The organism is Niabella aurantiaca DSM 17617 (genome assembly GCF_000374125.1).
Lineage (GTDB): Bacteria > Bacteroidota > Bacteroidia > Chitinophagales > Chitinophagaceae > Niabella > Niabella aurantiaca.
In genome coordinates, this window is sequence record NZ_KB893647.1 from 71,472 (window position 1) to 98,189 (window position 26,718).

General features: G+C 49.8%; 25 protein-coding genes. 12 read left to right on the forward strand and 13 right to left on the reverse strand.

The window, feature by feature from the left end; all coding sequences use genetic code 11:
* Positions 1 to 4: 4 nt before the first annotated feature.
* Positions 5 to 931 carry an OmpA family protein gene (locus B160_RS30905; protein ID WP_018630645.1) on the forward strand — a complete coding sequence of 309 codons (927 nt, stop codon included), beginning with the start codon at positions 5 to 7 and terminating at the stop codon, positions 929 to 931.
* A 130-nt stretch (positions 932 to 1,061) separates the two neighbouring features.
* Here B160_RS30905 and B160_RS0124725 read toward each other — a convergent pair whose 3' ends face one another.
* From B160_RS0124725 to B160_RS0124735, 3 genes are all read right to left on the reverse strand, one after another.
* A complete protein-coding gene (locus B160_RS0124725; protein ID WP_018630646.1) occupies positions 1,062 to 1,469 on the reverse strand; it encodes an RrF2 family transcriptional regulator in 408 nt (135 codons plus the stop codon).
* 96 nt (positions 1,470 to 1,565) lie between these two features.
* A complete protein-coding gene (locus B160_RS0124730) occupies positions 1,566 to 2,579 on the reverse strand; it encodes a cation diffusion facilitator family transporter (protein WP_018630647.1) in 1,014 nt (337 codons plus the stop codon).
* A 10-nt stretch (positions 2,580 to 2,589) separates the two neighbouring features.
* Complete coding sequence (locus B160_RS0124735; protein ID WP_018630648.1) at positions 2,590 to 4,392, reverse strand: LptF/LptG family permease; 1,803 nt, start codon at positions 4,390 to 4,392, stop codon at positions 2,590 to 2,592.
* Positions 4,393 to 4,513: 121 nt separating this feature from the next.
* Here B160_RS0124735 and B160_RS0124740 point away from each other — a divergent pair, with 121 nt between their 5' ends.
* Positions 4,514 to 5,128, forward strand: coding sequence for a hypothetical protein (locus B160_RS0124740; protein ID WP_018630649.1), 615 nt, complete (start codon positions 4,514 to 4,516; stop codon positions 5,126 to 5,128).
* A gap of 10 nt (positions 5,129 to 5,138) precedes the next feature.
* On the opposite strand, the gene B160_RS0124745 is transcribed toward B160_RS0124740, so the two are convergent.
* Positions 5,139 to 5,516, reverse strand: coding sequence for an START-like domain-containing protein (locus tag B160_RS0124745; protein ID WP_018630650.1), 378 nt, complete (start codon positions 5,514 to 5,516; stop codon positions 5,139 to 5,141).
* 226 nt (positions 5,517 to 5,742) lie between these two features.
* Between B160_RS0124745 and ffh the strand changes: the two genes are divergently transcribed.
* The gene (gene ffh, locus B160_RS0124755) at positions 5,743 to 7,083 is read left to right on the forward strand and encodes a signal recognition particle protein (RefSeq protein WP_018630652.1); all 1,341 of its coding nucleotides are present in this window, start codon (positions 5,743 to 5,745) and stop codon (positions 7,081 to 7,083) included.
* A 107-nt stretch (positions 7,084 to 7,190) separates the two neighbouring features.
* The gene (locus tag B160_RS0124760) at positions 7,191 to 7,379 is read left to right on the forward strand and encodes a hypothetical protein (RefSeq protein WP_018630653.1); all 189 of its coding nucleotides are present in this window, start codon (positions 7,191 to 7,193) and stop codon (positions 7,377 to 7,379) included.
* A 133-nt stretch (positions 7,380 to 7,512) separates the two neighbouring features.
* Here the strand turns inward: B160_RS0124760 and B160_RS0124765 are convergent, their stop codons facing one another.
* The 4 genes from B160_RS0124765 to B160_RS0124780 form a co-directional block, all read right to left on the reverse strand.
* Complete coding sequence (locus tag B160_RS0124765) at positions 7,513 to 7,827, reverse strand: GNAT family N-acetyltransferase (protein WP_018630654.1); 315 nt, start codon at positions 7,825 to 7,827, stop codon at positions 7,513 to 7,515.
* A gap of 5 nt (positions 7,828 to 7,832) precedes the next feature.
* Complete coding sequence (locus tag B160_RS0124770) at positions 7,833 to 8,726, reverse strand: pirin family protein (RefSeq protein ID WP_026310008.1); 894 nt, start codon at positions 8,724 to 8,726, stop codon at positions 7,833 to 7,835.
* Positions 8,727 to 8,805: 79 nt separating this feature from the next.
* Entirely contained in the window at positions 8,806 to 9,672 is an 867-nt protein-coding gene (locus B160_RS0124775) for a pirin family protein (RefSeq protein ID WP_018630656.1), read from the reverse strand.
* A 22-nt stretch (positions 9,673 to 9,694) separates the two neighbouring features.
* The gene (locus B160_RS0124780; RefSeq protein WP_018630657.1) at positions 9,695 to 10,063 is read right to left on the reverse strand and encodes a hypothetical protein; all 369 of its coding nucleotides are present in this window, start codon (positions 10,061 to 10,063) and stop codon (positions 9,695 to 9,697) included.
* Positions 10,064 to 10,244: 181 nt separating this feature from the next.
* Between B160_RS0124780 and B160_RS0124785 the strand changes: the two genes are divergently transcribed.
* Positions 10,245 to 10,862, forward strand: a complete 618-nt coding sequence (locus B160_RS0124785; RefSeq protein WP_018630658.1) for a Yip1 family protein — start codon at positions 10,245 to 10,247, stop codon at positions 10,860 to 10,862.
* A 208-nt stretch (positions 10,863 to 11,070) separates the two neighbouring features.
* On the opposite strand, the gene B160_RS31855 is transcribed toward B160_RS0124785, so the two are convergent.
* From B160_RS31855 to B160_RS0124810, 4 genes are all read right to left on the reverse strand, one after another.
* Positions 11,071 to 11,298 carry a hypothetical protein gene (locus tag B160_RS31855; RefSeq protein WP_018630660.1) on the reverse strand — a complete coding sequence of 76 codons (228 nt, stop codon included), beginning with the start codon at positions 11,296 to 11,298 and terminating at the stop codon, positions 11,071 to 11,073.
* Positions 11,299 to 11,301: 3 nt separating this feature from the next.
* Positions 11,302 to 12,492 carry an ABC transporter permease gene (locus B160_RS0124800; RefSeq protein ID WP_018630661.1) on the reverse strand — a complete coding sequence of 397 codons (1,191 nt, stop codon included), beginning with the start codon at positions 12,490 to 12,492 and terminating at the stop codon, positions 11,302 to 11,304.
* Between the two features lie 6 nt (positions 12,493 to 12,498).
* Positions 12,499 to 13,455, reverse strand: a complete 957-nt coding sequence (locus B160_RS0124805) for an HlyD family secretion protein (RefSeq protein WP_018630662.1) — start codon at positions 13,453 to 13,455, stop codon at positions 12,499 to 12,501.
* Between the two features lie 97 nt (positions 13,456 to 13,552).
* On the reverse strand, positions 13,553 to 14,959 hold the full coding sequence (locus B160_RS0124810) for a TolC family protein (RefSeq protein WP_018630663.1): 1,407 nt from the start codon (positions 14,957 to 14,959) through the stop codon (positions 13,553 to 13,555).
* A gap of 307 nt (positions 14,960 to 15,266) precedes the next feature.
* Here B160_RS0124810 and B160_RS0124820 point away from each other — a divergent pair, with 307 nt between their 5' ends.
* From B160_RS0124820 to B160_RS0124865, 7 genes are all read left to right on the forward strand, one after another.
* A complete protein-coding gene (locus B160_RS0124820; protein ID WP_018630665.1) occupies positions 15,267 to 15,857 on the forward strand; it encodes an RNA polymerase sigma factor in 591 nt (196 codons plus the stop codon).
* 328 nt (positions 15,858 to 16,185) lie between these two features.
* Positions 16,186 to 17,295, forward strand: a complete 1,110-nt coding sequence (locus tag B160_RS0124830) for a FecR family protein (protein WP_018630667.1) — start codon at positions 16,186 to 16,188, stop codon at positions 17,293 to 17,295.
* A gap of 249 nt (positions 17,296 to 17,544) precedes the next feature.
* Positions 17,545 to 20,862, forward strand: a complete 3,318-nt coding sequence (locus B160_RS0124835; protein ID WP_211218110.1) for a TonB-dependent receptor — start codon at positions 17,545 to 17,547, stop codon at positions 20,860 to 20,862.
* Between the two features lie 11 nt (positions 20,863 to 20,873).
* A complete protein-coding gene (locus B160_RS0124840) occupies positions 20,874 to 22,145 on the forward strand; it encodes a RagB/SusD family nutrient uptake outer membrane protein (RefSeq protein ID WP_018630669.1) in 1,272 nt (423 codons plus the stop codon).
* A 151-nt stretch (positions 22,146 to 22,296) separates the two neighbouring features.
* Entirely contained in the window at positions 22,297 to 23,250 is a 954-nt protein-coding gene (locus tag B160_RS0124850) for a phosphodiester glycosidase family protein (RefSeq protein WP_018630671.1), read from the forward strand.
* Between the two features lie 13 nt (positions 23,251 to 23,263).
* Complete coding sequence (locus B160_RS0124855; protein WP_018630672.1) at positions 23,264 to 25,024, forward strand: right-handed parallel beta-helix repeat-containing protein; 1,761 nt, start codon at positions 23,264 to 23,266, stop codon at positions 25,022 to 25,024.
* 93 nt (positions 25,025 to 25,117) lie between these two features.
* A complete protein-coding gene (locus B160_RS0124865; RefSeq protein WP_018630674.1) occupies positions 25,118 to 25,984 on the forward strand; it encodes an endonuclease/exonuclease/phosphatase family protein in 867 nt (288 codons plus the stop codon).
* A gap of 15 nt (positions 25,985 to 25,999) precedes the next feature.
* Here B160_RS0124865 and B160_RS0124870 read toward each other — a convergent pair whose 3' ends face one another.
* Positions 26,000 to 26,638, reverse strand: coding sequence for an alpha/beta hydrolase (locus B160_RS0124870; RefSeq protein WP_026310009.1), 639 nt, complete (start codon positions 26,636 to 26,638; stop codon positions 26,000 to 26,002).
* Positions 26,639 to 26,718 lie beyond the last annotated feature (80 nt).

Consider the following 26,718-nt stretch of genomic DNA (forward strand, 5'->3'; position numbering starts at 1 on the left):
TACGATGAACCCTGTCTTAAAAGTTGCTTTAGCCATTGCAGCACTTGCTGTGTTGATTACTGCCTGCAAAAAAGGCGATACCGGTGCGGCCGGTCCTGTAGGAGAGCCGGGAGCCCGGATCTATAGCGGTACGGGCGTTCCGGAGGTGACGCTGGGCAAGGCCGGCGATTTTTATTTTGACACCGAAGCAAAAGATATGTACGGTCCCAAGAGGGGAAGGGACTGGGGAAACCCCGTAAGCCTGGTAGGTGCTACCGGTCCGCAAGGTGAGCCTGGCAGTAGGATCATCCACGGATCCGGTATGCCGGACGCTGCCACCGGCAGGGAAGGCGATTATTACCTTGATCAGGTGCAGGCGCTTTTGTACGGCCCCAAAACAAACGGCAACTGGGGTGATCCGGTAGGCCTGAAAGGACCGGCGGGCAACAACGGCGCCAACGGCAATACCATCCTGAACGGGCCGCAGGCTCCTGTTAACTCACAGGGAACTGTCGGCGATTTTTACCTGAACACCACCACATTGGAATTATACGGGCCCAGGACAACGGCAGGCTGGGGCGATCCGATCAACATAGCCGCTCCCAACCCTGTTTGCAACCTGGTCCTCCCCAGCGTCAGTTTCAAGGGTTCTTCTACGCAGATCTCAAGTGACAATGAAGCGATCCTGGCCGCTGTCGGAAATACCTTAAGAAATTCCCCGGCATGCAAAGTACGCGTAACCGGTGGCTATTGCGGCGATACACAGGAAAGCCGGCTTTTAAGCTGGAGAAGGGTTAACGCGGTGATCAGCTACCTGGTGCAGCAAGAGGGTATCAGCGCCGATCGGTTCATATTTAAATACAATCAACCAGGTGGCAGCTGTGGCATTGTTGACCTTCAAAGCGCAGCGCCGGGCGAAGCCGGAGCAGGGATCATTCCGCCGATGCCCTGACCGCTGTTATAGGGAGGCGCCGGCCGCAATATACAGCAGGTCATCCAACTGAAAAGGCTGAAGAGAGAGATTTGAGCACGGGGCAGATCATAATATTCCCGCCTTGTATTCTGCATCACGGAAAACAGGCTTAATCTTTTAGATCTGCCAGAGTCCGGCTTTCCAGTACCTCCAGAGTCGCATCCCGTACTCTTTTCATTACATCATGCAGACCACAATGTTTTTCATCGCAGTTTTTGCAGCGTTCATAGAAATACAGGCTCACGCAGGGCAACATGGAAATGGGACCGTCGATGAGCCGTATGACGGTAGCCATTTGCACATCGGCCGGATTCTTTTTGAAAAAGTAACCACCTCCTTTTCCTTTTTTGCTTTCCAGGATGCCGGCTTTCCGGAGCTCCAGCAGGATGTTTTCCAGGAATTTTAAAGGAATCCGTTTCTTTTTTGAGATCTCGGAAATAAGCACCGGCCCTTCCTGTTGCTTACCAACCAGGTAACCAAGCGCTTTAAAGGCATATTGTGATTTTTTTGTGAGCATATATTCAATAACAAATGTTCGGTCATAAAGTTAAGGAACAATTGGGTGAAAAGCTACCAGGTTGAAAAAGTTGACAGGGCTTTTTCGGGGAGCATTTCAGCGGGGCATCTGTCCTTCGGCCTTCAGCCGGTGGCGCTGGTTTTGAAGTACGTTCTCCAGGGTCCAGGGTATTGTTTTTTCAAATGGATGTTTGCGTACCGGGCAGTCCGTTTTGGAGCAGAGCGGGCATTGGAAGGGCCTGCATCCGTCCGAGTGCACAAAAAATTCGACGGAGGGCCCGTATTGATCCCGGATCAGGGCTGCCAGCTGATCCACCTCCTTGTGGGCTTCGGCAACATTCAGGTACCAGGGCACTGTCAGATGGCAGTCGATATGCAGTACACTTCCGTATTTGATCACCCGGAAATTGTGCAGGTCGACCCAGTTCTCCGGCCGGTTTTCGTTGATATAGCTGATCATTTCCTGCAGCAGTTGCCGGTCTGCCTCGTCCATGATGCCGGCAATGGAGCGGCGCAGGATGCTGTAGGATGTGCGCAGGAGCAAACAGGTCAGCAGGATGGCCACAACAGAGTCGAGCCAGTGGATCTTTGTAAAAAAAACGAGGCCCAGGCCGATGATCACCGCAATGGTTGAATACGTGTCGGTTTGAAGATGCCGCCCGCTTACTTCCAGGGCGATGGAATGATTTTTTTTCCCTATGGAGATGCAGATGCTGCCCAGCGCATAATTGACGATGGCCGTAACTGCAACCAGGATGATGCCGAGGTCCAGCTGATCCAGTTCCAGGGGATGGATCAGCTGATCAATGGCCTTGTAGAGCACCACCAGACCTGCGATCCCAATGAGCGTGCCTTCTACGGCGGCGGATAAAAATTCGGCCTTGCCGTGGCCATAAGGATGATTTTCATCCCGGGGCTGCGCGGCCAGGTAAAGGCTATACAGCCCGATGAACCCCGCAGCCACGTTTGCAATGCTTTCGAGTGCATCCGTGAGTACGGCTACCGAACGTGTGGAGAAGTACGCAATAAATTTCACGATCAGCAGCAGCAGGGATACCACTGCCACCCATTTCTGGATCCTCAGGTTCTGTCGGGAGTCCTTCGTAGCCATATTGTTTGGATTATACGGTTTTCCGGTCTGCGTTGTTGCGTTTTCTTCTTGCCTGAATATATAACTGTACCCTGCGTTTTAAACGGTGATAGAATTCCTTATTGAATAGATTCGAATCGTGCATGGCCTTGTAGGTCAGGAAGGCGCCGATAGGAGCCAGTATCAGCGTGGACAGCCACATTCCTGTAAGAGGGGTCAGACTTCCTTCTTTGGCCATTTTTTCCCCGGTATTGGATGAAAAATAAAAGACCAGGAAGAAGGCTATGGCGAAGATCATGGGCGTACCCAAACCACCTTTCCGGATGATGGAACCCAGCGGGGCGCCGATCATGAACATCAGGAAGCAGGCCAGGGCCAGCACAATCTTTTTGTGCCATTCGATCTTATAGCGGCGGATATTTTTCTGTTGCTCCTGGATGCTGTTCAGGTTCATGCCTGCATTGTCTTTCACAACCGTGATGGAGCTGAGCGCACGATCGGTTACACTGCTCAGCGCACTGTCCGGCAAAAAGGCCGTGAAGACATTGGCGTCCTTTTTCTGCGGTTTTACGATGTGTTTTTTTGCTGTATCTTTTTTTGTGGAATCCTTTTTAATTGTTCCGCTGTCACCGGCCATTTTTTTCAACGAGTCTGGTTTTACAATTGCCGCTTTTTTAGAAGTGTCCGTCTTTGCTTTGAGGGTGTCGATGGCAAAATGCAGCCGCTGGTATTTCTTTGTTTTCCGGCTTTTTGTTTTCCGGCGCTTCGAGGCCGGGGCTTTTGTTTTTTCTTTTTTCCCGGATACCGAATCGGCTTTTGGGGGCAGGAGGGTGGCTTTTGCTTTTCCGGTAACCGAATCCAGCCCTAAAAAAGCATCTCTGTTTTTCTTAAAGTTCAACACTGAATCGGGGATAGAAATGCCCTTGGTCACACTATCGCGGTAAAGAAGGAGGCTGAAATTGTTCACCAGGCTGGTCTGATAGCGTTCCACCTCCATGTTGGTGTATTTGGTCATGGAGTCCAGCGCTTTGTCCAGTTGCCGCATGCTCAATACCCGTTCGTTATTCCGGTTATTGCTGTCGCTGGAGGCTTTAAAGTTAAATGCACTGATGTCCAGCTGCATTTTATATTCCTTAAATCCGAGGCGGATATATTCTGTAGCCGAATCCGTGCGGCTGCCCCGCTCCTGGTAGCGCCACCCGTCCCGGAAGACAATGTCCAGGAACCGTTTGTCCGGCGAGGGTTTCATGACGCCGTTTTTTGCAATAATAAAATTGTCCTGCAGGGCGCTGTAGTTGTTCTCAAAAACAATAAGGTCCCGGATCGTGCTGTCGTCCTTTTCCTTTTTTCCTATTTTAATGGCAAAGCGGTCCAGTTTGTCATAGAAAATACCTTCTTTAATGTCAAATGCCGGTTTGGCCAGTACAATGTCCGCCAGCATGGTACGCGATTTCAGCTGTGCAACGGGAATGACATAATTGGCAAAGAGAAAGGCACAAAGGCTGATGAAAAGGGTTACGCCTACCAACGGGCGCATGAACCGCAGCAGGGAGATTCCCGAAGATTTGATCGCTACCAGCTCGAAGCTTTCACCCAGGTTCCCGAAAGTCATCAGGGAAGACAGGAGCACCGCCAGGGGCAATGCAAGTGGGATCAACACCGCGCTCTGGTACCATATGAACCGCAGGATGGTGAAGGCATCCAGTCCTTTGCCCACAAAATCGTCGATCCAAAGCCAGAAAAACTGCATTACCAGCACAAAAAGCGTAATGAAAAAAGTGGCCACAAATGGGCCAACGAAAGCTTTAATGATCAGTTTATCTAACTTTTTCAACTGTTTCCGGTTTCTGGTTCATGGTTTATAGCCTGCAGTCAATAGTTCAGCATCGGTAGGGTGCACCGTCTATTGCCTTTTCAACCACAATTCATTTAATTTGCAAATAACGTAATACATAATGGAAGAAACAAAATTAAGCCTTTCTCCAGAGGAGCGGGCCATTGTTGCTGCTCCTGAAATCATTTTAACAAAGAATGCGGTTTTGGATAAAGTAAAAACTGCATTGGAATTGCTTTACCGGTGGCAGCTTGATTTTGTTAAAGAGAACGCCTCCCTGTTGCCGGCCGGCTTGCTGGAGAACAATGGAAAGATCTCCAAAGGAGAATACTACAACGGGTTGCCGTACCTGATCCTGGATTATCCGCGCAACTTTGCCAGGGAACAAACTGCTGCGGTCCGGAGCCTGTTCTGGTGGGGGAGGCAGGTGAGCACTACACTGCATTTGTCCGGCGGGGGAAAAGACCGGTTTTCCGTAAAACTGGGGGAACGATTTGAAGCGTTGAAAACAGGAGGTTATTTCCTGAGTTATAGCGGAAGCGAATGGGAGCATGATGCAGGCAGCAGCAATTATGTTCCTTTGCATACACTGGAGAAAGGGGAATGGCTGGAGCGGCTGCACAACAGCGCATTTATAAAACTGGCCCGCGTTGCCCCAATGGAAGAACTGGAAAATGCTCCGCAATTCTGGAGAAGGTCCTTCCGCGATCTGATGATGGTACTGGCGGGTGTTTGAAAAGGGAGGGTCAGTTTCCCAACCGGTGAAACAATTCTTTTACCTGGTAATCCCAAAGCTGGCTCTGATCTTTAAGCTCCCTTTTTTCTGCAAAATCGGTGATGACTAAAATGGTTTGATTGGTGATCTCTGATTTATCAATGCGGAATTCAAAGTACTCGTTCTTGGGGGCGCCGGCCCAGTGAAACCGGATAAACCGTTCTTCCTCCTGATCAACGACCTCTGCCTCCTCATAAGATCCGTTCCAGCCAAAATAGAAGCGCCCGTTCCGCTCATCCACATTTTCCGCAAACCATTCTCCCAGACCGTTGGATGTGGCTAAAAATTCATATAAAATTGTTGGAGAACAACGTACGGGATACTCCAGGGTATATAGCTGTTTACTCATCTCTCGGCTGTGTTTATTGACTCAATTAGCTACAATAATATAAAAATTATCATACTTTCAAAATTTTTTTTGGATTGGCGCCGCCGGATCCGCCTTTTGCCGGGAGAAACCCTGGTTTTTGGGTCAAAAAGCGGCCGTACCTTCATTTTGCCGGTTTTTAACGGCTGCTGCTTTTTAAAATAGTATATTTGCGGGCATTTTTTCAGTTACTCAGTTTTAGTAAAATATGTTTAATAGTCTACAGGATAAATTAGAATCGGCCTTTAAGAACCTCAAAGGCCAGGCGCGTATTACGGAATTGAACGTTGCGGCTACGGTAAAAGAGATCCGGCGTGCACTGGTGGATGCGGATGTGAACTATAAGATCGCAAAGGAATTTACCGATAAGATCCGGGATAAGGCAACCGGTGAGAAAGTACTGAACGCCATCAGCCCCGGACAACTGATGATAAAGATCGTGAAGGATGAGCTTACCGAGCTTATGGGAGGGGAGGAAGCGGGGTTCAATGCCAGGAGCAACCCGGCCGTGATCCTGATCGCCGGATTGCAGGGGAGCGGTAAAACCACCTTTAGCGGCAAGCTGGCAAATTATCTTAAGTCAAAAAAGGGATTGTCGCCCATGCTGGTTGCTGCCGATATTTACCGGCCGGCGGCTATGGAACAGCTGCGGGTGCTGGGAGAGCAGATCGGCGTGGAAGTATATATTGAGCCGGAGAATAAGGATGCAGTGGATATTGCAAAAAATGCTGTTGCCGCCTCAAAATCGAAAAACAAAAATGTCCTCATTATTGATACTGCCGGTCGCCTGGCCATTGATGAGGCCATGATGACCGAGGTATCCAATATAAAAAATGCCGTTGCCCCGCAGGAGATCCTTTTTGTGGTAGACAGCATGACGGGACAGGATGCGGTGAATACGGCAAAGGCCTTTAACGAGCGGCTGGACTTCAGTGGCGTGGTATTGACCAAGCTGGATGGCGATACCCGCGGTGGTGCGGCCCTGTCGATCAAGTACACCGTAAACAAGCCGATCAAGTTTGTGAGCAACGGTGAAAAAATGGATGCGCTGGATGTATTTTATCCCGAACGGATGGCGCAGCGGATCCTGGGGATGGGCGATATTACCACCCTGGTGGAGCGCGCCCAGCAGCAGTTTGATGAAGAACAGGCCAAAAAGCTGGAAAGCAAGATCCGGAAAAATAAATTTGACTTCGCCGATTTTAAGATGCAGCTGGAGCAGATCAAGAAAATGGGGAATATGAAAGACCTGCTGGGGATGATCCCCGGTGTGGGCGCAAAGATCAAGGACCTGGACATCAGCGATGAAAGTTTTAAAGGAATCGAAGCCATGATCGACTCCATGACCCTGGATGAGCGCAGCAACCCCGACCTGATCAATGGCAGCCGCCGCAAACGCATTGCCCTCGGCAGCGGTAAAGATATTGCCGAAGTGAACGCTTTTATGAAGCAGTTTGAGCAGATGCGCGATATGATGAAGAACATGAATAAAATGGGCGCATTCGGACGGATGATGCCCGGGATGGGAAAGTTTAAGATGCCATCGTAGAAACTGTCGGTTCAGCGCTGAGTGTACATGAGCGTTTTCAGTATTTTCTTACAGACCCTCGGAAAGACAGATCTCCTATATTCCGATTGGCCCTGAAAAATTGCGGGATGGTAAAATGGAGTATGCAGGTATTGGACTATATTTTTACCTACCCCAAATTCAGATTGCCCAACCTGTACCGGACAGCAGGAATACCCGAAAAGTCGTCGTCAAAGGGTATTAAAAAACTACTCGAAGAGGGCTTGCCTTATTTGCAGCAGGGGGCCGGGGCGCAAATCAGCCCTTTATTCATTTGAACCGTTGATGCGGGTATAAACCGGACCAGGTTTTCAGCCGGGAGCTGTCAGTTGACTTGATATCACACTCTGGAATCCGGTTTTTTGGATCTTGTTTTTTGAGATTTGGTTCTGAAAGCTACTGGTTAATGGCTTACTCCCCGAACCCCCTGAACCCCGGATCCACAATACGCTTCCAGTCTGGATGCCGTTTGATATAGGCAAATACAAAAGGACAGAGGGGTATTAGGGTTTTACCACTTTGTTCAATCGCCTCCAGTGTTTTTTCAACTATAGCGGTACCGGCTCCTTTGCCTTCCAGCTCTGATGGTACCTCGGTATGCACCAGGGTAATATGGCGTGGGGTTTCATTAAATCGGATGAAAGAGGTATGGCAGTCAATGGTGAGCTGATATTGTTTTTCCGCATCATTTTTTACAAGCGGGATCGCTGTATATTCTGGTTTCATGGTGGTTATTTAAGTTTGATATTATGGGTTTGCTCCGGCAGCGGTACAAATTCCGTTTCGCCGGGTACGGGAGGAAAGCGCTGTTCCTGCCAATCCTGTTTTGCCGCTTCGATCACGGCTTTATCCGAGCTTACAAAATTCCAGTAAATAAACCGCTCCTCCGGAAAGGGCTCACCCCCGAAAATAAAGACCGTGGTATGGTCCGTGGTTTCAAAGGAACAAAGGGTACTGTCTTTTGCGATAAGTATTTGTTTGGGGCCATACGTATTCCCTTCGCTGATCACACTGCCTTCAAGAATATAAAGACCGCTTTCTCCATAGAGGTCTTTACCAATGTTCAGCTTCTGTCCTTTGGGTGTTACAATCTTTATAAAATATTGCGGGCTGTGCACGGGCACGGGAGAGATCTTTCCAAAGGCAGTGCCGGAGATCAGTTTTATTTCGGCGCCTTCCTGCTGCCATTGCGGTATGGCGTCTGCTTCCACATGCGTAAAAGAAGGATCCGTCTGCTCCAGCTCCCGGGGCAGCGCTACCCAGATCTGCAGTCCGTGTAATTTTTTATCCGTGGTGCGCAGATGCTCCGGTGTTCGCTCCGAATGCACTACCCCTCTGCCTGCGGTCATCCAGTTCACCGCACCGGGCGTGATCTCGACCTCCGACCCGATACTGTCGCGGTGCATGATGGCACCTTCAAAAAGATAGGTGAGCGTGGAAAGCCCGATATGGGGATGGGGCGGCACATCGAGGTTCTGGTAATCCTTCAGGTTGGCCGGTCCCATATGATCAATAAAGATAAAAGGGCCTACCATCCGCTTCTGCCGGAAAGGCAACAGACGTCCTACAAGAAAATTACCGATATCGGCTGCCCGCTCTTCGATAATCATTCCAATATTTGACATGTTGAATGTTTTTATAAATATAAATGAAAACCGGTGCAGTTTCGCGTCGATGTTCTGCGAAACCACACCGGTTTTAAAATTAATCCAGGGTTCCGAACTTACCGGCCTGGAACGCCTCCATAGCCTCGTAAATTTCTGCCTGTGTGTTCATTACAAAGGGGCCGTAAGCGGCGATGGGCTCATTGATGGGCTCCCCGCTCAAAAGCAATACCACGGCATCACTTGCTGCTTTAATAAGGATATCCGAACCTTCGTTCTTAAAATGCACAAAACTGTGTTCGCCGGCATTTTCCCCGTTCACCTCCACAGCGCCCTTTATGACCAGCAAGGCCGTATTGTAGCCAGCCGGGAGACTGGTAGTTACTTCCGCGCCTGCTTTCAGCCGGATGTTGGATAAATGCACGGGGCTATAGGTGGCTGCCGGGCCGTTTACACCGTTAAAGTTTCCGGCAATGACGTTTACAACACCTCCGCTGCCCGGTATCTCATACAGGCCCATGCTGTCTTTGGTGATGGCCTGGTAGTGTGGTGCTACGTTTTTATCCTTTGCAGGCAGGTTTACCCAAAGCTGCACCATTTCAAAAGATCCGCCGGTCTTTGAAAAGTTTTCTTCATGGAACTCTTTATGCAGGATGCCGGAACCGGCCGTCATCCATTGCACATCCCCCTCGCCGATAATGCCACCTCCGCCGCTGCTGTCTGCATGCTGTACACGGCCTTTGTAGGCGATGGTTACGGTTTCAAAACCTTTGTGCGGGTGAGCGCCTACGCCCAGCGGAATTTCCGAGGGACCAAAATCATATTCCGGGTTAAAGTCCAGCACCAGGAACGGGCTCATACTGCGCCGGTCAACGGCAGCAGGGATGAAGCCATAGACCCGGAACCCATCGCCCACCATATGGGGCTGTGCGGGCCGGGGGGTTATTTTTTCTATTGTTTTTTTCATCTTTTATACTCCTTTCCTGTTTTTATAAGATTTCAATCTGAAGGCCCCGGGGCTTTAAGCCATCGTCGGCTATCGAAAAAGAATGCCTGGGCGCTGTTTCCAGCTCCGTCAAAAAACCGGTGATTTCTTTTTCCAGCCCTGCTTCACGGCCGTTTTGATACGTGATCCACATGCTGTCGTGATCATTCAGTGAAAGCAATTTTTTCAGCATTGCTTCCTCATGCGGGGCCAGGTAATTTTCCGGTGCAACAACCACATCAAAATCAATGAGCTGGAACTTTTCAACGGCCGCTTCAGCAGTAGATACCTCAACCAGGTTGCTGTTTTTTTGTGCTGCCAGTATGCGCCTTGCAGGCTCATTGATGCGGATGCTTAAAATTTCTGTTTTCATATTCTTTACTCCTTATACCATAAAGTTACAACCGTATAAAAAATTTATACTTAACCTATGTTAAGTGGCGTGGGGATCGTTCCGGGAGGCGGGTCCTTATCGCCAGATTTGGCGATGAACCTGTTGATGACGGAGGCCTATCTTTAGCCTTCCATTTCAAAAACTAAAAAACAGTCTGATTATGAATGTCATCAACCGCGCAAAAAACATGATCCTTTCTCCCAAAACGGAGTGGGATATTATTGACGGAGAGCAACCCGATAATGCAAAGGTGGTCACCGGCTATGTATTACCCCTGGCAGGGTTTGCTGCCATAGCGGCGTTTATCGGTTATGCATTTATCGGGATGGATGCCGGCTTCTTCAGAATGAGAGGCATTAACTGGGGGATTTACCAGGCTGCAAATACATTGATCATGGGTATAGCAGGTGTATTTATCAGTGCTTTTGTAATTGATGTGCTGGCACCGAGTTTTGGTTCCGAAAAAAATATGGGCCGGTCCGTGCAATTAGTGGCCTATGCTTATACGCCTGCCTGGGTAGGCGGTTTGCTGAATGTATTACCTTCGCTTGCCTTTGTTGGCGCGCTTTTCAGTCTCTACGGCCTGTACCTGCTCTACCTGGGGTTGCCTAAAATGAAAAAGACACCGGAAGATAAACACCTCTCTTATTTCATTGTGTCCCTGTTGGTCATGATCGCGGTTTATGTAGTGATCGGTATGATCATGAGTGCACTGATCATGCCTTCAATGGGACTTTCGATGTCGAAGGATTTCCTTCAGTCGATTCAGGTGAAATAGACGCTGTCGTTTTGCATTCTATCTGTATTTATCCCGGGTGGACGGCATTTCGCTCTTTTGTGAATGAAAAAGTTGTAAATGAAAATGCTTTTTACAAAAAAAATTTTCACAAATTGTAATCCGACCATTCAAGTACAACGTTTTTAACAATAACGGCGTAGCGAAGGGGGATTTCCGATCCGGCGGATCTACCGAACATGGACCCTGCCTATTGGATACCAGCCATCCGGTATTCTTCCTTCAATGGCAAGCCTGTTACCCGGCAAACTTCCAGGCTCACAGACACTTTTTTCCAGGCGTCCTGTATTCCGAAATTGATGATCCCTTCGGGATAGTAATCGGATATATGCGACCAGTTCCTGCCAAACCCACCCATGTCTCTCGGGCAATCGGCTCGGCATGCCTCTTTTTCCGGCCGGAACGGCGGATGGTACATCCATCAGGCAGTATCCGTGACCCTGGCTCTTTTCTTTGGCTCTTTAAACAATAGCCAGAGCTTGATCTTTAGCGCTACCCATCCTAAAAAGGCATATACCAGCAGTAAAAGCGCCAGGTGGTTCATATAAGGTGCAATGAGCGGCGCGGAGCCTTTCTGGATCAGCAGGATCTTGAACGCCTGCAGGAATGGGGTCAGCGGAATGATGTTGGCCATAAACTGAACAAAGCCGGGCATGGCGCTCATCGGCCAGGTAAACCCGCTGATGATGAATGCCGGGGATGCCAGCACCATCAGTATCTGCGTGGCTTTTAACGCATCGGGGATGAGGATGCTGATGAATACACCCAAAAAGGAAGCGGAGCCTACAAAGACCGCAGAGAGCAATATGAAGTTTAAAATGCCTTCCGGCAGTGGTACGTGGAAGAGCATGTGCATCAGGTAATAAACGCATACGATGAGAATGGAAAAGCACCAGATGGGAATGACCTTGATCAGCATTACAGGAAAGGCCCAGCGTCGCATGGCGGTATATTCCCTTATAAAGGATCCGCGCTGAAATTCGGCGGCAAAGCTTACGGCCATGGCCAGTAAAATGACCTGCTGTAGTACCACGGCCAGCATGGCTGGCCACATAAAGATCAGGTAATTGCTTGTGGTATTAAAGAGCGTGATGTAGTTGGTCTTAAAGGGCTCGTATTGCGTAGCGGCCCGGGAAGGGTTCATGCCCATCTTCTGCAGCCCTTTAATGGCGGCCCCGGCGGAAAAAGTACCGATGGTCAATTGCAGTGCTTTGGAGGCAAAATTGGCGGTCATCATGTTCCCGGTGTTGATGTACACGTTGAGTTCCGGGTATTTTTTCTGAAGCATGGCGGCCTCAAACCTTGCGGGGATCATCACCACCGCCGCCGCATCGTGCCGGATCACCGCATCCTTTATATTGCCGGGCTCCTGCAAAAAACGGAGCACTTTGATGCTCTTATTGTCGCCCAGCATTTCCACCAGCTGGTTGGATAGCGGCGTATTGTCCCTGTCGATGACGATAACAGGTGTGTTTTCCACTTTCCCGCTTTTATAAACGAGCCCCAGCAGGGTAGCATAGAAAACAGGCGCCAGGAAAAATACCGTTCGCAATGTGGAATTGCCGACAAACAATGTAAACTCGCGTTTCAGCAGGCGCAGGAATTCTTTCATAAAAAGTTATTTCAGGAGCACATTTGCGTTGACCAGTATATTTCCGGCCTTCTCCGGTTCCGCAGGGGTTACTTTTATTTCATAAACGGCATCCTGCAGCTGGTAATCGGGGTAGGCCGTGGTAATATCGGCATAGCGGGTAAGCTGTTTGATGTACAGGATGGATCCGTTCAGCGCTTCCTTGTTGTATGCCACCTGTATATTTACCTGCTGGCCTTTTTTGTATCCGGCTATTTTGCTTTCCGGAACCGTGAACCGGAACCAGGTACTGCCCGGTATGTACCCGTTAAACAGCGCGAAGCCTGCGGTAGCCAGCTCGCCGGTATTGAGGCTGATGGTTTCTATTTCCATATCATTGGTGGCGATCACATAGCGTTCGGAATAGGCCACGTTGGCTTCCTGCAGGACGCCTTTTGCCTGCGATGCCTGTCCCGCCGCCATTTCCACCTTCTCCAGGCGCGTGCCTTTTTTTACGTCATCCATTTCTGCAACAACCGCATCATATTGCGCCCGGGCACCCTGTAATTTGGCATAGGCTTCGTCATAGGCCTGGGGCGACATCAAGCTGTCGTTGTACATATGGGTGGCCCTGTCAAATGATTTTTGAGCAAATGCATATTGCTCTTTCAGCCCCCTGTATTTGGCCTGCAGTTGCTTCAACTGATCGGCGGTGGCTCCTTTCCGGGCCATTTGCTCCTGCGCTGCGGCGGCGTTTACTGCACCCCGGGCCTGCGCAATTTTTGCAGAAACTTCCGGCACATCCAGCAATGCCAGGGTATCTCCTTTTTTTACGGTTTGCCCTTCGGTTACATAGATTTTCAGGATCCTGCCGGTAACCTTGGGGGCAAAAGAGATCGCATCCTTTTTGGTCTTTCCTTCAAAACCGGCGGGCCTGTTCTTTTTATTGCCGCAGCCGGCCAGTATCAACAGGCCGATCCAGATCAGGTAATGATTGACGCTCATTTTTTATCTTAGGTTTATTGCTCCTTTATTATTGCCAGCTCTCGGCCTTCAGCTATCAGTTGTCAGCCGTTAGCCGAGAGCTGACTGCTAATCGTTTTTAATACAGTTTTGTTACCTCCAGCTCCTGGGTCGACCGCATAAGCTCTATCGCTGCCCTGCGTTGATTAAAAAGTGCATTCTGGTACTCCAGCTCGGCCATTTCCAGGTCGTTTTCGGCTTCAATGAGCTGTGTGGATTTTGCCATTCCATACCGGAACTCTTTTTCTGCCTGAACCAATGCCTGTTGAGCCAGCTCTTTCTGCTTTTCCTTCAAGGCGATCTGGGCATTGGCAATGTCATAACCAGACTGGTTGTTGGCCTTGTTCAACGTAAGCTTCCGCAGCGCATCGTATTTTTGATTCTGGAGGATCTCGCGGTCTACAACCGCCCGCTGTGCGGCATGTTTTCCCTCCCGGCCGTCAAATACTTCCCATTTAAATCCTACCCCTGCCCGCAGCAATGGAAAAATATTCAGATTGGTCCTGCGCCAGTCCAGCTTTTTTCCCGGATAGTCAATGCCAGGGACTGCTGGAATGATGTTGTCGGAGGATTTGAGCCTGCTGCCATAGAGCCCCAGATAGTAGGCGGAGGCCATTAGCTGTACTTTGGGGATCCACCAGGTTTTTTCTGCCCTGATCTTAAAATCGCTGGCCTGAATGCCATGATCCAGCGCGCGGATCTCTGCACGGTCAGCAATCGTTTTCTGTGGCGGAGCAGGAACGATGGGTGCCAGTACCGGTTCTATCAGCCGCAGCCGTTCTTTTGCAATGCCGGTCAATACTTCAAGCTGTGTCAGCAGTAATTCCTTCCTGCCCTGGTACTCGGCTACTTTTGCATCCAGTGTGGCCTCGGCCAGTTCGATCTTTTTATGATCATAGGGCGTGATCAGGCCATATCCCAGGGCCTTGTCTGCTGTCTTTTTATTAGCTTCCAGTCTTTTTTTACTTTCATCCAGCACTTTTTTTGACTGGTGCACCAGGGCCAGCTGGTCGTACGCCCGGGCAAGGACGGCGATGACCTCATCCTGCGATTTTTCAAGCAAAGCAGCCTCCGACCGTTTTTTTTCCTCCAGGGCCTTGCCCAAATAATTTATTTTTCCGCCGGAGTACAGGAGCATTTTGGCGTCGGCCTTAGCAAGACCCGAAAAGCCGGAAATGTTCAGGTTATTATTGTACTTGCCCTCCGGGATGTTTAAAAAGGGCTGCAGGTTGATCTCAGGAGAAACAAGGTGTGCCGTCGCATTCATATATCCCGCCATACCGCTTGCTTCCAGGGTGGGCAGCAATGCATCTTTGAGTTGAAGCTGATCCAGTTCGGTAAGCTTGTTTTTGGTCAGCTGCATTTTCAGATCGGCATCCCGTACCAGCGCGCTGTCTAAAAGTTCTCTGAAATCCGGTGCTGGCTGCGCCCACCCCGGTGTACAGAGAACGGACAGAAGCAGGAGAAGGTTTAGCATACTTTTCATCGTATGAAAAAATAGTTTATACTAAAATAGTTCTCCTATAAATATAGCATTAAAAACGGACTTACGAACCGGCTCCTGCCGGGGGCGGATGGACCAATGCGTAAAGGCAACCTGCATGTTAGAGCAGGCAGCCCGCCGGGCGGACTTTAAACAGGAATATCCATGCATCGTAAAACAAATCGCGCGACGGCGACTGTTTTACCGGAAAATTTATGTGCCCCTCCGCCGGCCGGCACAGAATGTATTTTGCACTGTTCCCGCGTTTTAATATTTTAGTAATATTACGCGTCTAAATTTGCCTTGAAATATGAAAAAAGAGGTGATTCATGAGCTGGAGCTGGTGGAGCGGATCGCGGGTGGAGACGAAAAAGCTTTTTTAGCAGTTTTTGAAACATATTTTAAAGAGCTGTGCTTTTTCGTAAAACGGTATGTGCATTCGGAGGCCATGGCTGAGGACCTGGCCCAGGAAGTGTTTATCCGGATCTGGGAGCACCGGGAGCAGCTCAGGGAGATACGGTCTTTCAGATCCTATCTTTATACCGCGGCAAAAAATCATACGCTGAACGCGTTGAAAAAAGCCGCCCGGTCGGCTGCGATCATGGGAGCGATCGTAACGGCGTATTACCAGGGCTGCAATACAACCGAAGAAAACATACAGAGCCGTGAATATCAGGAACAACTGCACAGGGCCATAGAGAACCTGCCGGTACGTAGCCGGGAGATCTTCCGCCTGTGCCGGGAACAGAAAAGGACCTATGAAGAAGTGGCCTCCCTGATGGGCATATCAAAAAATGCCGTAAAGAACCATATGGTATTTTCAATGAAACAGCTGAAGCGGACGGTTGAGGCCGAGCTGGGCATATCGCTCAGCTTGCTTATGGCGGTTTTTTTCCATTAGATGATCTATGGCATGCGCATGGTGGGCAAGGACTCGTCCAAAATATCAGCGAAGAGCTGCGGGGAGTACAGTCCGCTGATTTACGCGGATACAATGAGGATTGCATGCCCGCCGGAGTCCTATCTAAAAGCTCAGCGAGAATCTGCGGGAAGCACAGCCCGCTGATTTACGCGGATGGAACGAGGCGTGAATGTCCGCCGGAAGCCCACCCAAAATATCAGCGAAGATCTGCGGGGAGTACAGCGGTCAGATATCGCAGAAAAAAAAATCCGGAGATCAGCTACCCCCGGCCTCCGGTTTGTTGTCTTATAAGAAGGAAGTGTTATAAATGAAGTCAGAATTCTATAAAGAGCTGGTTGACCGGTACCTGGAAAAAAAGTTGGGGGAAGAAGAGCTGGAAGTATTTTTTCACCTGCTGGATGAAGGAAAGCTGGATGCATACCTCTTTGAATCGATGGAAACAGTTATCCGGAAGAAAGAGGAGAAACCATCGGTGGTATCGTTGAAGCGGCGTCCGTATCATTATTTATACCGGGTTGCGGCGGCCGTTGTGATCCTGGCGCTGGGTATTGGGCTGTTCCGGTACTATGCGCGTCCGGCGCAGGAAGCATCTCCGGCTATAGTGAAAACGGCACCCGTGGTCCCGGGGGGAAACAATGCGGTACTTACCCTGGGGGATGGTAAAAGGATCATCCTGAATCGTGTTCCCGACGGTACTTTAGAACAGGGTACTTCTTTTTCCGTCCGTAAGGAAAAGGACGGGTTGGTGGTCTTTGATGTAAACGGAACGGCTGCCGCCGAAATACCACAGGACATCAACAAGATTGAAACGCCCAAGGGAGGAATTTACCAGGTAATATTGCCGGATGGGTCGCTGGTTTGGCTGAACAACGCTTCCAGTATTGCTTTTCCGACCCGGTTTGCGAAAAATGAGCGCAGGGTGACCATTACCGGAGAGGCTTATTTTGAAGTAAAACACGATAAGACCAGACCCTTCCGGGTGCTGAGCAACGGCCAGGAGGTAGAAGTGCTGGGCACAAAGTTTAATGTAAATGCTTACCGGGATGAAGCGGCTGTAAGAACCACCTTGCTGGAAGGAAGCGTACAGGTCCGTGCCGGACAAAGCACGGGTTTGTTAAAGCCCGGTTTCCAGTCTGTGCTGAAAGGGCCGGGATCCATTGTCATCCGCCCGGCGGACCTGGAATCGGTAATGGCCTGGAAAGAAGGCTTTTTCCAGTTTGACCGTGCAGATATTCCAACACTGATGCGCCAGCTGGCACGCTGGTATGATATCGATATAAAATATACCGGCGCCGTGCCCAAAGACGAGTTTGTAGGAAAGATAAAAAGGAGTGAGGACATTCATAAAGTGCTGGACATCCTCCGCTACGGAAAAGTAAAGTTCCGCCTGGAAGGCAGAACGCTTATTGTTGAATAATTGACGCTCATTTTTAAAACCATTAAAACTAAAAGTATATGCGCGCTTAAACGTATCAAACCCCGGAACGGAAAAACGGGAGTGCTACCAACACTCCCGCCAAAACCCTGAAACAGGGCCGTTCAAATTATAAGAATTATCAATCGGTGAATCAATAATCTTTTATTTAAACATTTCAAAAATATGAAATTAATCCTTTGCGGGAATGCGCCTGCCCGTATTGAATACCTGTCAAAAATTTTTTTTCTAATGAGATTCACGGTCTTTTTTATGTTGCTCGGTATGCTTCAGCTGAGCGCCAGCGGGTATTCCCAGCAGGTGCACTATACCGGAAAGCATGTCCGTATAGAAAAAGTGCTGAAATCCATCGCACAGCAAACGGGGTACAACCTCTTTTACCGTTACAATGAGCTTCGGGAAGCAAGGCCGGTGGATGTGGAGCTGAAGGGCGTTTCGCTTCAGAAGGCCCTTGCGGAGCTCTTTAAGGGACAGCCGTTTGAATATATGCTGCGGGAGCAGACCATCATCATCAACAGGAAAAAGGAAACCATGGAGCCCCCGCCTGCTACTGAAGATGTCCAGGTGATGATCGACCCCGTAAAAGGTGTTGTACGCGATGAGGGAGGGCAGCCGCTGGCCGGTGCCTCGGTAAGCATAAAAAACTCCGGAGCCGGAACCGCAACAGATGCCGGCGGGCGCTTTTCCGTTACACCGGAAACGCAGCGGGTTACCTTAATTATCAGCTATACCGGCTACGAAACGAGAGAAATTACGGCCGCTGCCGGCGCTGACCTGGCCATTACGCTGAAGACGGTCCAGTCTTCCATGAACGAGATCGTGGTCGTGGGGTACGGGACACAGCGGAGGGAACTGGTCACCAGCGCTATCGGAAGATTTAAGGTAAAAGATGAAGATGTGCGCCAGGTAGCCAGCCCTACCCGGTTGCTGGAAGGCCGTGTGGCGGGGGTAAACGTTTCTGTGGGATCCGGGAACCTGGCCTCAGGTGAAAAGATATCCGTGCGCGGTTTTTCATCCATCAGTGCGGGCAACAACCCCCTGTATGTGGTGGATGGCGTACCGATCAATACCGCTAATATGTCGTTATATGACTTCGGGGAAACCTACAGCCCGCTTGCTGCATTGAACCATGCGGATATAGAGTCGATCGAAGTATTGAAAGATGCGGCTTCCGCTGCCATCTATGGATCCAGGGCCAGCAATGGCGTGATCCTGATCACCACGAAATCGGGCAAAAAAGGAGTGAACAATATACGCATGGATCTATCCACGGGCTTTTCCGAATTTGCGAACCGGAAAAAAGTGAAGATCGCCGGTTCTGACCTGTATGTGCTTCAGTTCAACCAGGGACAGGAAAATTATAATAAGCAGTATGGTCTTTCTGTAGGTGATGCCAACTATAAAATGCCGATCAGTAACCCGTTTGGGGATATGCCGGATACCGACTGGCTGGGACTGGTATTACAAAAGGGCTATTTTAAGAACCTGAATACGTCTTTTTCCGGCGGAACAGAGCAGACCAAATACTATGTTGGATTTGGCGCCACCGACCAGGAGGGCGTGTTTAAAAATAATTCCATCCGGAAGTACAATATCAACACCAAGCTGACGCATAAATTCAACAACTGGCTGGAGCTGGGCGCCAATAATATGGGTACCTATATCCGCAATAACCAGATCCCCGGCGCCAATGCAGGAACCACGGTTATCGGCCGTACCATCGGCCAGCGGCCGTTCGACCGGCCTTTTAAGCCGAACGGGGATTATTATATTGGCGGTACGGATGAGTTGGTGTACCACAATCCGGTTCAGATCCTGAATGAGCAGGTGGCCTACGTGGATAATCTCCGATACCTGGGTACGTTTTATGGCAATATCTTTTTTAATGAGTACCTGTCCTTTAAATCATCCTTTAGCGCCGATATCAATTACACCTACGATTACACCTATTTTAATGCCAACCATCCTTATGGGACCGGTGTGGGACGCTTAATAGATTATAACCGGTTAATACAAAATTCCCTGGTGGAGAATACGCTGAATTACCAGCAAACATTTAACCGGCTGGAGATAAATGGGATGGCCGGCCATTCGTTTCAAAGTCAACACCTGCGCAATACGAGCGTGGATGCCCGCGGATTTCCGACCCCCTCGCTGGTAACGGTGTCGGTTGCCTCGGAGATCTTTGGGGCGGGCGGTGCTGTAAGTGAATATGCGCTGGAATCTTATTTCGGCCGGGGAACGGTGGCCCTGGATGATAAATACATGATGACGGCAACCGTACGTATGGACGGTTCCTCCAAGTTTCATCCCAGGAACCGCTGGGGGCTGTTTCCTTCTGTTTCCTTCGGCTGGAATGTTGCAAAAGAACCTTTCTTAAAGGATGCGGGACTGGATCTTAAACTGCGGGCGAGTTACGGGAAAACAGGAAATCAGGAAGGGATCGGCAGCTATGCTTACCAGGCATTGATGTCCGGCGGTCAGAACTATGGTAACGAAAGCGGTATTTCCGTATCCTCCTTTGGGAACGAAGACCTGACCTGGGAGAAAGCAGATCAGTATGATGTGGGTTTTGACCTGAGCTTGTTCAATCATAAACTGGATGTATCGTTTGATGCCTATTACAAAAAGACCACGGATCTGTTGTACAGCATGCCCATCCACGCTACCACCGGCATGACAAGCATCATCACCAATATCGGCTCTATGGACAACCGGGGACTGGAACTTTCTGTTTCCTCCGACTTTAACCTGGGCCGGGTAAAGTGGAACACCAACTTTAATATTGCCCGTAACCGCAATAAAATTTTATCACTGATCGATAATGGCAATTTACCCATTTCCATCGGCGACAACCGGGCGTTACAGGTGGGCTGGGATATCGGATCGTTCTACCTGTTCCAGATGGAAGGCATCTACCAGTACGACGGCGAAGTGCCCCAGGAGCAATTTGACCTGGGTGCGCGGGCCGGGGATGTCAAATGGAAGGATGTAGACGGAAACCATATCATCAATGATAACGACCGGGTGGTAGTGGGATCATCCAACCCTAAATTTTCAGGAGGATGGAACAATACGTTCAGCTACAAAGGGCTCCAGCTGGATGTGCTGACCACGTTCATGTATGGTAATAATGTGTACAATCAGTCGAAGCCATCGGCGCTGGCCCGCATCGGCTACCGTACGGCTCAGCTTGAAGAGTATATTGTAAACCAATGGACCGGGCCCGGCAGTACCAACGTCTATCCGCGGGCCATTGCCGGCGAGATCTTCAATACACGGAATTCCACACGGTTTTTAGAAGATGGCTCTTTTATCCGTATCCGGGCAGCTACCCTGGGCTACCAGGTGCCATCGTTTAAAATAAAACGCTTTAATGTAAAGGGGATCCGGGTTTATGCGCAGGTAGATAACCTGTTCCTGTGGACCCGGTATTCCGGGTGGGATCCCGAAGTAAGCAAAGATCTTGATCCGCGCTTTTTTGGTACCGATTGGTTCAACAATCCCCAGCCGAGGACCTACAGCCTGGGTGTAAACATTAATCTTTAAATCCGATAAACATGAAATTAAGATATTTGATCGCCTTATCCGGCTTCCTGCTGATGGCAGCCTCCTGTGGCAAGAGACTTGATTTGTATCCGTCCTCGGCCATGGCGCCCCAGGCCGTTACTTCAAAGGACCTGCCGGCACTGCGGGTAGGAATGTATAATGATATGCAGAACGACCCGGGCGTGTATTCGTTTATTTTGTTCGACCTGCTGGGTGGAGATATCCATACGGCATCGAATGCGCCCATTGACCTGATCAATAATATTCTTTCGCCGCTGAACTCTATGATCGCAGGCGGCTGGAATGGTTACTACGGTGCCTTGTTCCAGGTGAACAATGTGATCAGTATTTGCGAGGGAATGGAAGCTTCGGAAACCCGTAACAGAACATTGGGCGAGGCCCATTATTTCAGAGCCCTGATCTATTATAACCTGGTGACCCGGTGGGGGCGCGTACCTGTTTTGAAAGAGAACACACTGGAAAAGCCATTCCGGGATCCGGTAGCCGACGTGTGGAAGTTTATCGAGGAAGAGCTGAATGCCGCATCCGCGTTATTAAGCACATCCGTCAGTTACTACTATGTTTCCGCCGATGCAGCCACAGCGCTGAAAGCGCGGGTGTTTTTAAGCCAGGGAAAAATGACCGGGGCCGCAGCGTTGGCAGAAGACCTGATCACTTCCGGCAGGTACCAGTTGGATGCTTTTGAAAAGATCTTCAGGAAGCAGGCCAATACCGAGGTCATTTTTGCTTTTGAAAACCTTTCTGAGGAATCGAGCAACAATATTTCCGACCTGTTCTATACCTATGCCCATCCCAACAAAGGCCAGGGAAGTTACCGCGTTTCACAGCAACTGGTGAATGCCTATACCGGTACCGACAAGCGGAAGGCTATTTCCCTCATCAATATTGCCGGTACCGATTGTGTGAACAAGTATCCCAGCGGGCAAACGGGTAAGGATCCGGTGATCATTTCGCGGATCGCAGAAATGTACCTCATCAGCGCTGAAGCCCAGGGAAGGGTTAATGGGTTGGCCCGACTGAACCAACTGCGCAGTTACCGCGGGCTATTGCCGGTGAGCGCGGCAACTGATGATCAATATACAGAGCTGATCCTGGAAGAACGGCGCCTTGAACTGATGGGGGAGAACTTCCGGTTCTATGACCTGGTACGGACCAATAAGGCCATTCAAAAATTAGGGATCCGGCAACATCAGGCGTTATTGCCGATACCCGGGCGGGAACTGCAATACAATACGAACCTGGAGCCGAATCCCGGCTATTGATAGCATGGGGCGGAACGCTTTATTCTCATATTATGGCTGTGTTTAATGTTTATTCCGGATAAAGAAATAGCCTGCCAGGCGGTCCTGCTGCAGTGTGGAACCCTTTCCGGTTTGCGATGAAACAGCCTCCAAACAAGAAAATCGTTTAAAGATGAAAAAAACATATTTTAGATACCGGTACCTGTTGTTTCCGTTGAGCGCATTGCTTTGTTTTATGGCATGCAGTAAGGAGCAGGAGGTACTGAAGCCTTACGAAACATTTACTGCTGTTGCAAAAACCGAAACAACAAAACGGCTGATAGAAGGAACGGGCATGATCGCGAAAGTATTTTCAGATACGGCCTATAAAGTGGTGGATGGGTTGCAGGCAACCGAGGTCCGTTATTTAACCACAGCAGGGCTGTCGATGAAGCTGTTCGTTTTCGAGATCGATCTGACCGGACCAGGCATATCGATAGAAGCTTCTACTCCCAACAATGCCCCCGCATTTGGGAGGCAGCCAATGACCATTCAGGCCACTTATGAAGACCAGGAAGGTCATAAGGTTTGGGGAGGGGTCAACGGTGATTTTTTTGATGGTGTAAGCGGAACACCGCGGGGTATTTTATACAAGGAAGGAGTGCCCATCCGGACCCTTTTCCCTGATATCTATACCACGTTCTTTGGCGTTCTGAAGAACGGGAAGGCTGTGGCCGGTGATAAGGCGGTGTACGAATCTGTTAAAGATGACCTGGAAGAAGCGATCGGCGCCCGGGCACCTTTGGTTAAGGACGGCATATTGGTTCCCCAAACAGATGTGACCATTGAGCCGCGTACCTGTATTGGTGTTTCCGAAGATGGCAATACGGTTTACCTGATGGTGGCGGACGGCCGGAATTTTTATTATTCGAACGGCATGAATTATGAAACGCAGGGAAAGTTTATGAAAGCCCTGGGGGCTTACAACGCGGTGAATAATGATGGAGGCGGCTCCAGCACTTTTTTTGTGCGGAACACGCCTGCTTTTACCGAAGGACGTTTTGTACTCCGTAACTGGCCAACGGATAACGGAGGACAGGAACGCGCTGTTGCCAATGGTTTACTGATCATCTCAAAAACTCAATAATAAAATATTTGCAATGAATATCAATAGCATTCAGCTAGGAAAGATCGCCTTTTTGCTGCTCTTTCTTCAGCTTTTTACAACCGCATGTTACAAGGCCGATCCGGAAAGCTTTGCGCCGGGCACCCCTGAGATCTCGTTTCCACAGGCATCCATCACCGTGCCCAGCGATATGGATACGATCGAAGTGCCGGTGACCGCCAATTTGCCCTGGCGTGTGAAAACAGATGCCGACTGGATCAGTTTTGTAAAAGCGAACGGGAGTGAAACGGGTACTTTTAAAGTAGCCATCGCGCGCAATCGTACCACAGCGGCCCGTACCGCTGAGATCACCGGTTATATTACGGCTGATGAAACGGTGAAGATGACGATCATACAACAGGGAGGCGAACCTGCTCCGGATCATACCCGGCATTTTTATGTAAAGACCTCGGGTGACGAAAATAAAGACGGGCTTTCGTGGGCAAATGCCACTACCCTGGATGCGGCGTTGACAAATGCTGCCAATGGCGATTTTATTCATATTGCCGAAGGATCCTATATCCCGTCCAGAACAATTGCCGGCGGAAATACCGGCAATGCTTCAGACAATACGTTTGAAATAGCGCAGAACATTCATTTGGTCGGGGGCTATCCTGCCAATGCAACGGAGGGAAGCGTTGCGGATCCCGCTGCGAACCCTGTACTTCTAAGCGGCGCTGATCAAAAATACCATGTGGTGGTAGTAAGCGCCATCCCGGAAGGCGAGCATCAGGTATCCATGAAAGGGATCACCATTACGAAAGGACATGCCGGCTCGTCGGGTGCAGTTCCGGTAAACGGAGCCAACCTGGCCCGGAACTATGGCGGTGGCCTGGTGGTGATTAAATCAAAATTGCTGCTTGAGAACTGTCGCATTGCAGACAATACTTCCGATCAGCATATTGCCGGCATTTACATGCTTTCCCAATCGGAGGTAACGATCCGGAATTCCAGTATTTCCGATAATAAAGCCAATTCAAACGGCGGCGGCATCTGGAACGACGGTTCCAAACTGTATCTTTTCGATTCCGAGATCACCGGGAACATTGCAAATGGCGTGGGCGGCGGTTTGTATAGTCTTAATGTGGGAGTTGTATCGTATAATTACCTGTATAATGTAACGATCGCCGGTAACCAGGTTGGCGCTCCGGGTTTTGCACGTGTGGGTGCGGGCATTTACTCCCGCGAACGCTCTCAGTATAAAATCGTGAACAGCACGATCTATGGCAATAAGAACGTGGGTACCGGGTTTGGAGCGGGAATTGCTGTTTACGGAGGCTCCACAGTAGATATTATTAATACCACCATTAGCAACAATGAAGGTGGTGTGGACAATACGGCCACCAACGGTGGATCCGGCATCTTTAATAATAACAGTCCTACAGCGAATACCGTAAATATCTATAATTCGGTTATTTCGGGCAATACCGGGCATGCCAACGAGATTGGGGGAGCCAATATCAGTTTGCAGTCCAGTATTGTGGGGGCAAGCGTCTATAATTATGAAAAAGCGGTAGAGCCGGGCCAGTCCTTCGATCCGGCTACCATGTTCCTGCCTTTTGCAAAATATGGTACGGGGTATGGCAAAACCCTGCCGGTAAAAGCAGGTAGCCCTGCAACCACCTTTGGCATGACGACCCTCCAGTTACAGGTGGCAGGAGCCAACCTCTCGCTGGATGAAAATTATTATCTGAAGGATCAGAACCATAAATCGCGGACAAGCACAACGGTGATGGGTGCGGCCCTTCCGCAGTAGGGTATTGCTGACAGCCGGTTATGGAGCGGTCATTTCCGGGGTCCTGGACCGGGCTCCGGATGACCCTTTTATAAAGATTGAAAATTTAAGCGTATGAAGCGGATCCGGATATGCCTGTTGTTATGTGCATTGGTATCGTCTGCCATTTGCGGGGCGCAAAATACCATGCGGTTCATTACCTATAACCTGCTTCAGGGAATGAAGCGGGACAGTGCGAACGGGAAACCGGTTTTCACAGACTGGGTGCGGAAAATGAAACCGGATGTGCTGGCACTCCAGGAAGTGACCGGCTTTACACAGGCGGGGCTGGAATCGATGGCCGCCGCATACGGGCATCCTTATGCGGTGCTGTTGATCGAGGGAGAGAAATACCCCGTTGCGATTACCTCGAAGTATCCCATTATCAATGTGCGGCGCGTTTATGATAATATGGACCGGGGCTTTATTGTTTCTGAAGTTGCAGGCTATCAGACCGTGGTAGTACACTTAACGCCCTTTGATTATCGAAAGCGGCAGCAGGAGATAGCCCTGTTACTGGCCGAGGTGAACCATTTAAAAATGCCGGGCAAATGGGTGCTGATGGGCGATTTTAATACAGTTTCGCCGCAGGATTCGCTGGCGTACCAGGATGGGAGGCTGGCGGAGGCCTACCGGCGCTATGAACAAAAATATGCACCCATCCTAAAACTGAACAAGGATCGATTGGATTATTCAGTCATTCAACGGGTACTGGACAATGGTTTTTCGGATGTGTTGAAACTGAAGAATGCTGCTTTTCATAAAACCGTACATCCAAAAGCCTTTGAGCCGAAAACAGGGCCGGATATACCCTCCCGGATCGATTTTATTTTTGTAAGCAATGCGCTCCTGAAAAAAGTAGGGAATGCCCGGGTGATCACGGACGGATTCACGGATCATTATTCCGATCATTACCCGGTTTGCCTCGACCTGGAAAAATGATCTGCTGCGTTGCCATTAGCGGCCTGTTGCCGGCGGACGGTCAAAAACAAGCCGGTTGGCCAGGGTGATTTCGTCCGCACTGATGGTATGTCCCATATTGGGATATACTTTTTCGGTAACAGCGGCGTTCATCTGATTTAATAGCTGAGCGGTAGCGTGCACCCGTTCCACGGGTACATGAAGATCCGGGTCACTGGTACCGATGAAGACCGGGGTCTGTTTAAAATCACCTTTATAGTTACCGGCATCCAGCTGATCGCCGATCAATCCGCCGGTAAAGGCTACAGCACCGCCATAACGTTGGGCGTACCTGGCAATGTACTCGAGCGTGAGGCAGGCGCCCTGCGAAAAGCCGAGGAAGTAAATGTTTTCAGCAGCAATACCCGCGTTCTGTGCCACAGTTGCCGTTTGTTTCACGATGTCGATGGCAGAGGAGAGCCAGGGCTCATTCTCCTTTACGGGGGCCATAAAGGAATAAGGATACCAGGTATGATTGGTGGCCTGGGGGGCCAGTAATGCGGCATCTGGTACATTGAGGTGGCCGGCCAGCGACAGGATATCGCCGGCACTGCCGCCCCTGCCGTGTAGCATCACCAGCGCCCGGGAGGCTTTGCCTAATTCCGTTCCGCCGGTTGTAATATGGAGTGTATGCATGTGTTTGTCTTTTTTTTGTTGATGATAAGAATAAATGGCAATAGATGCGGTGCTGAATAAGCCACGGATGCACGGGTTGA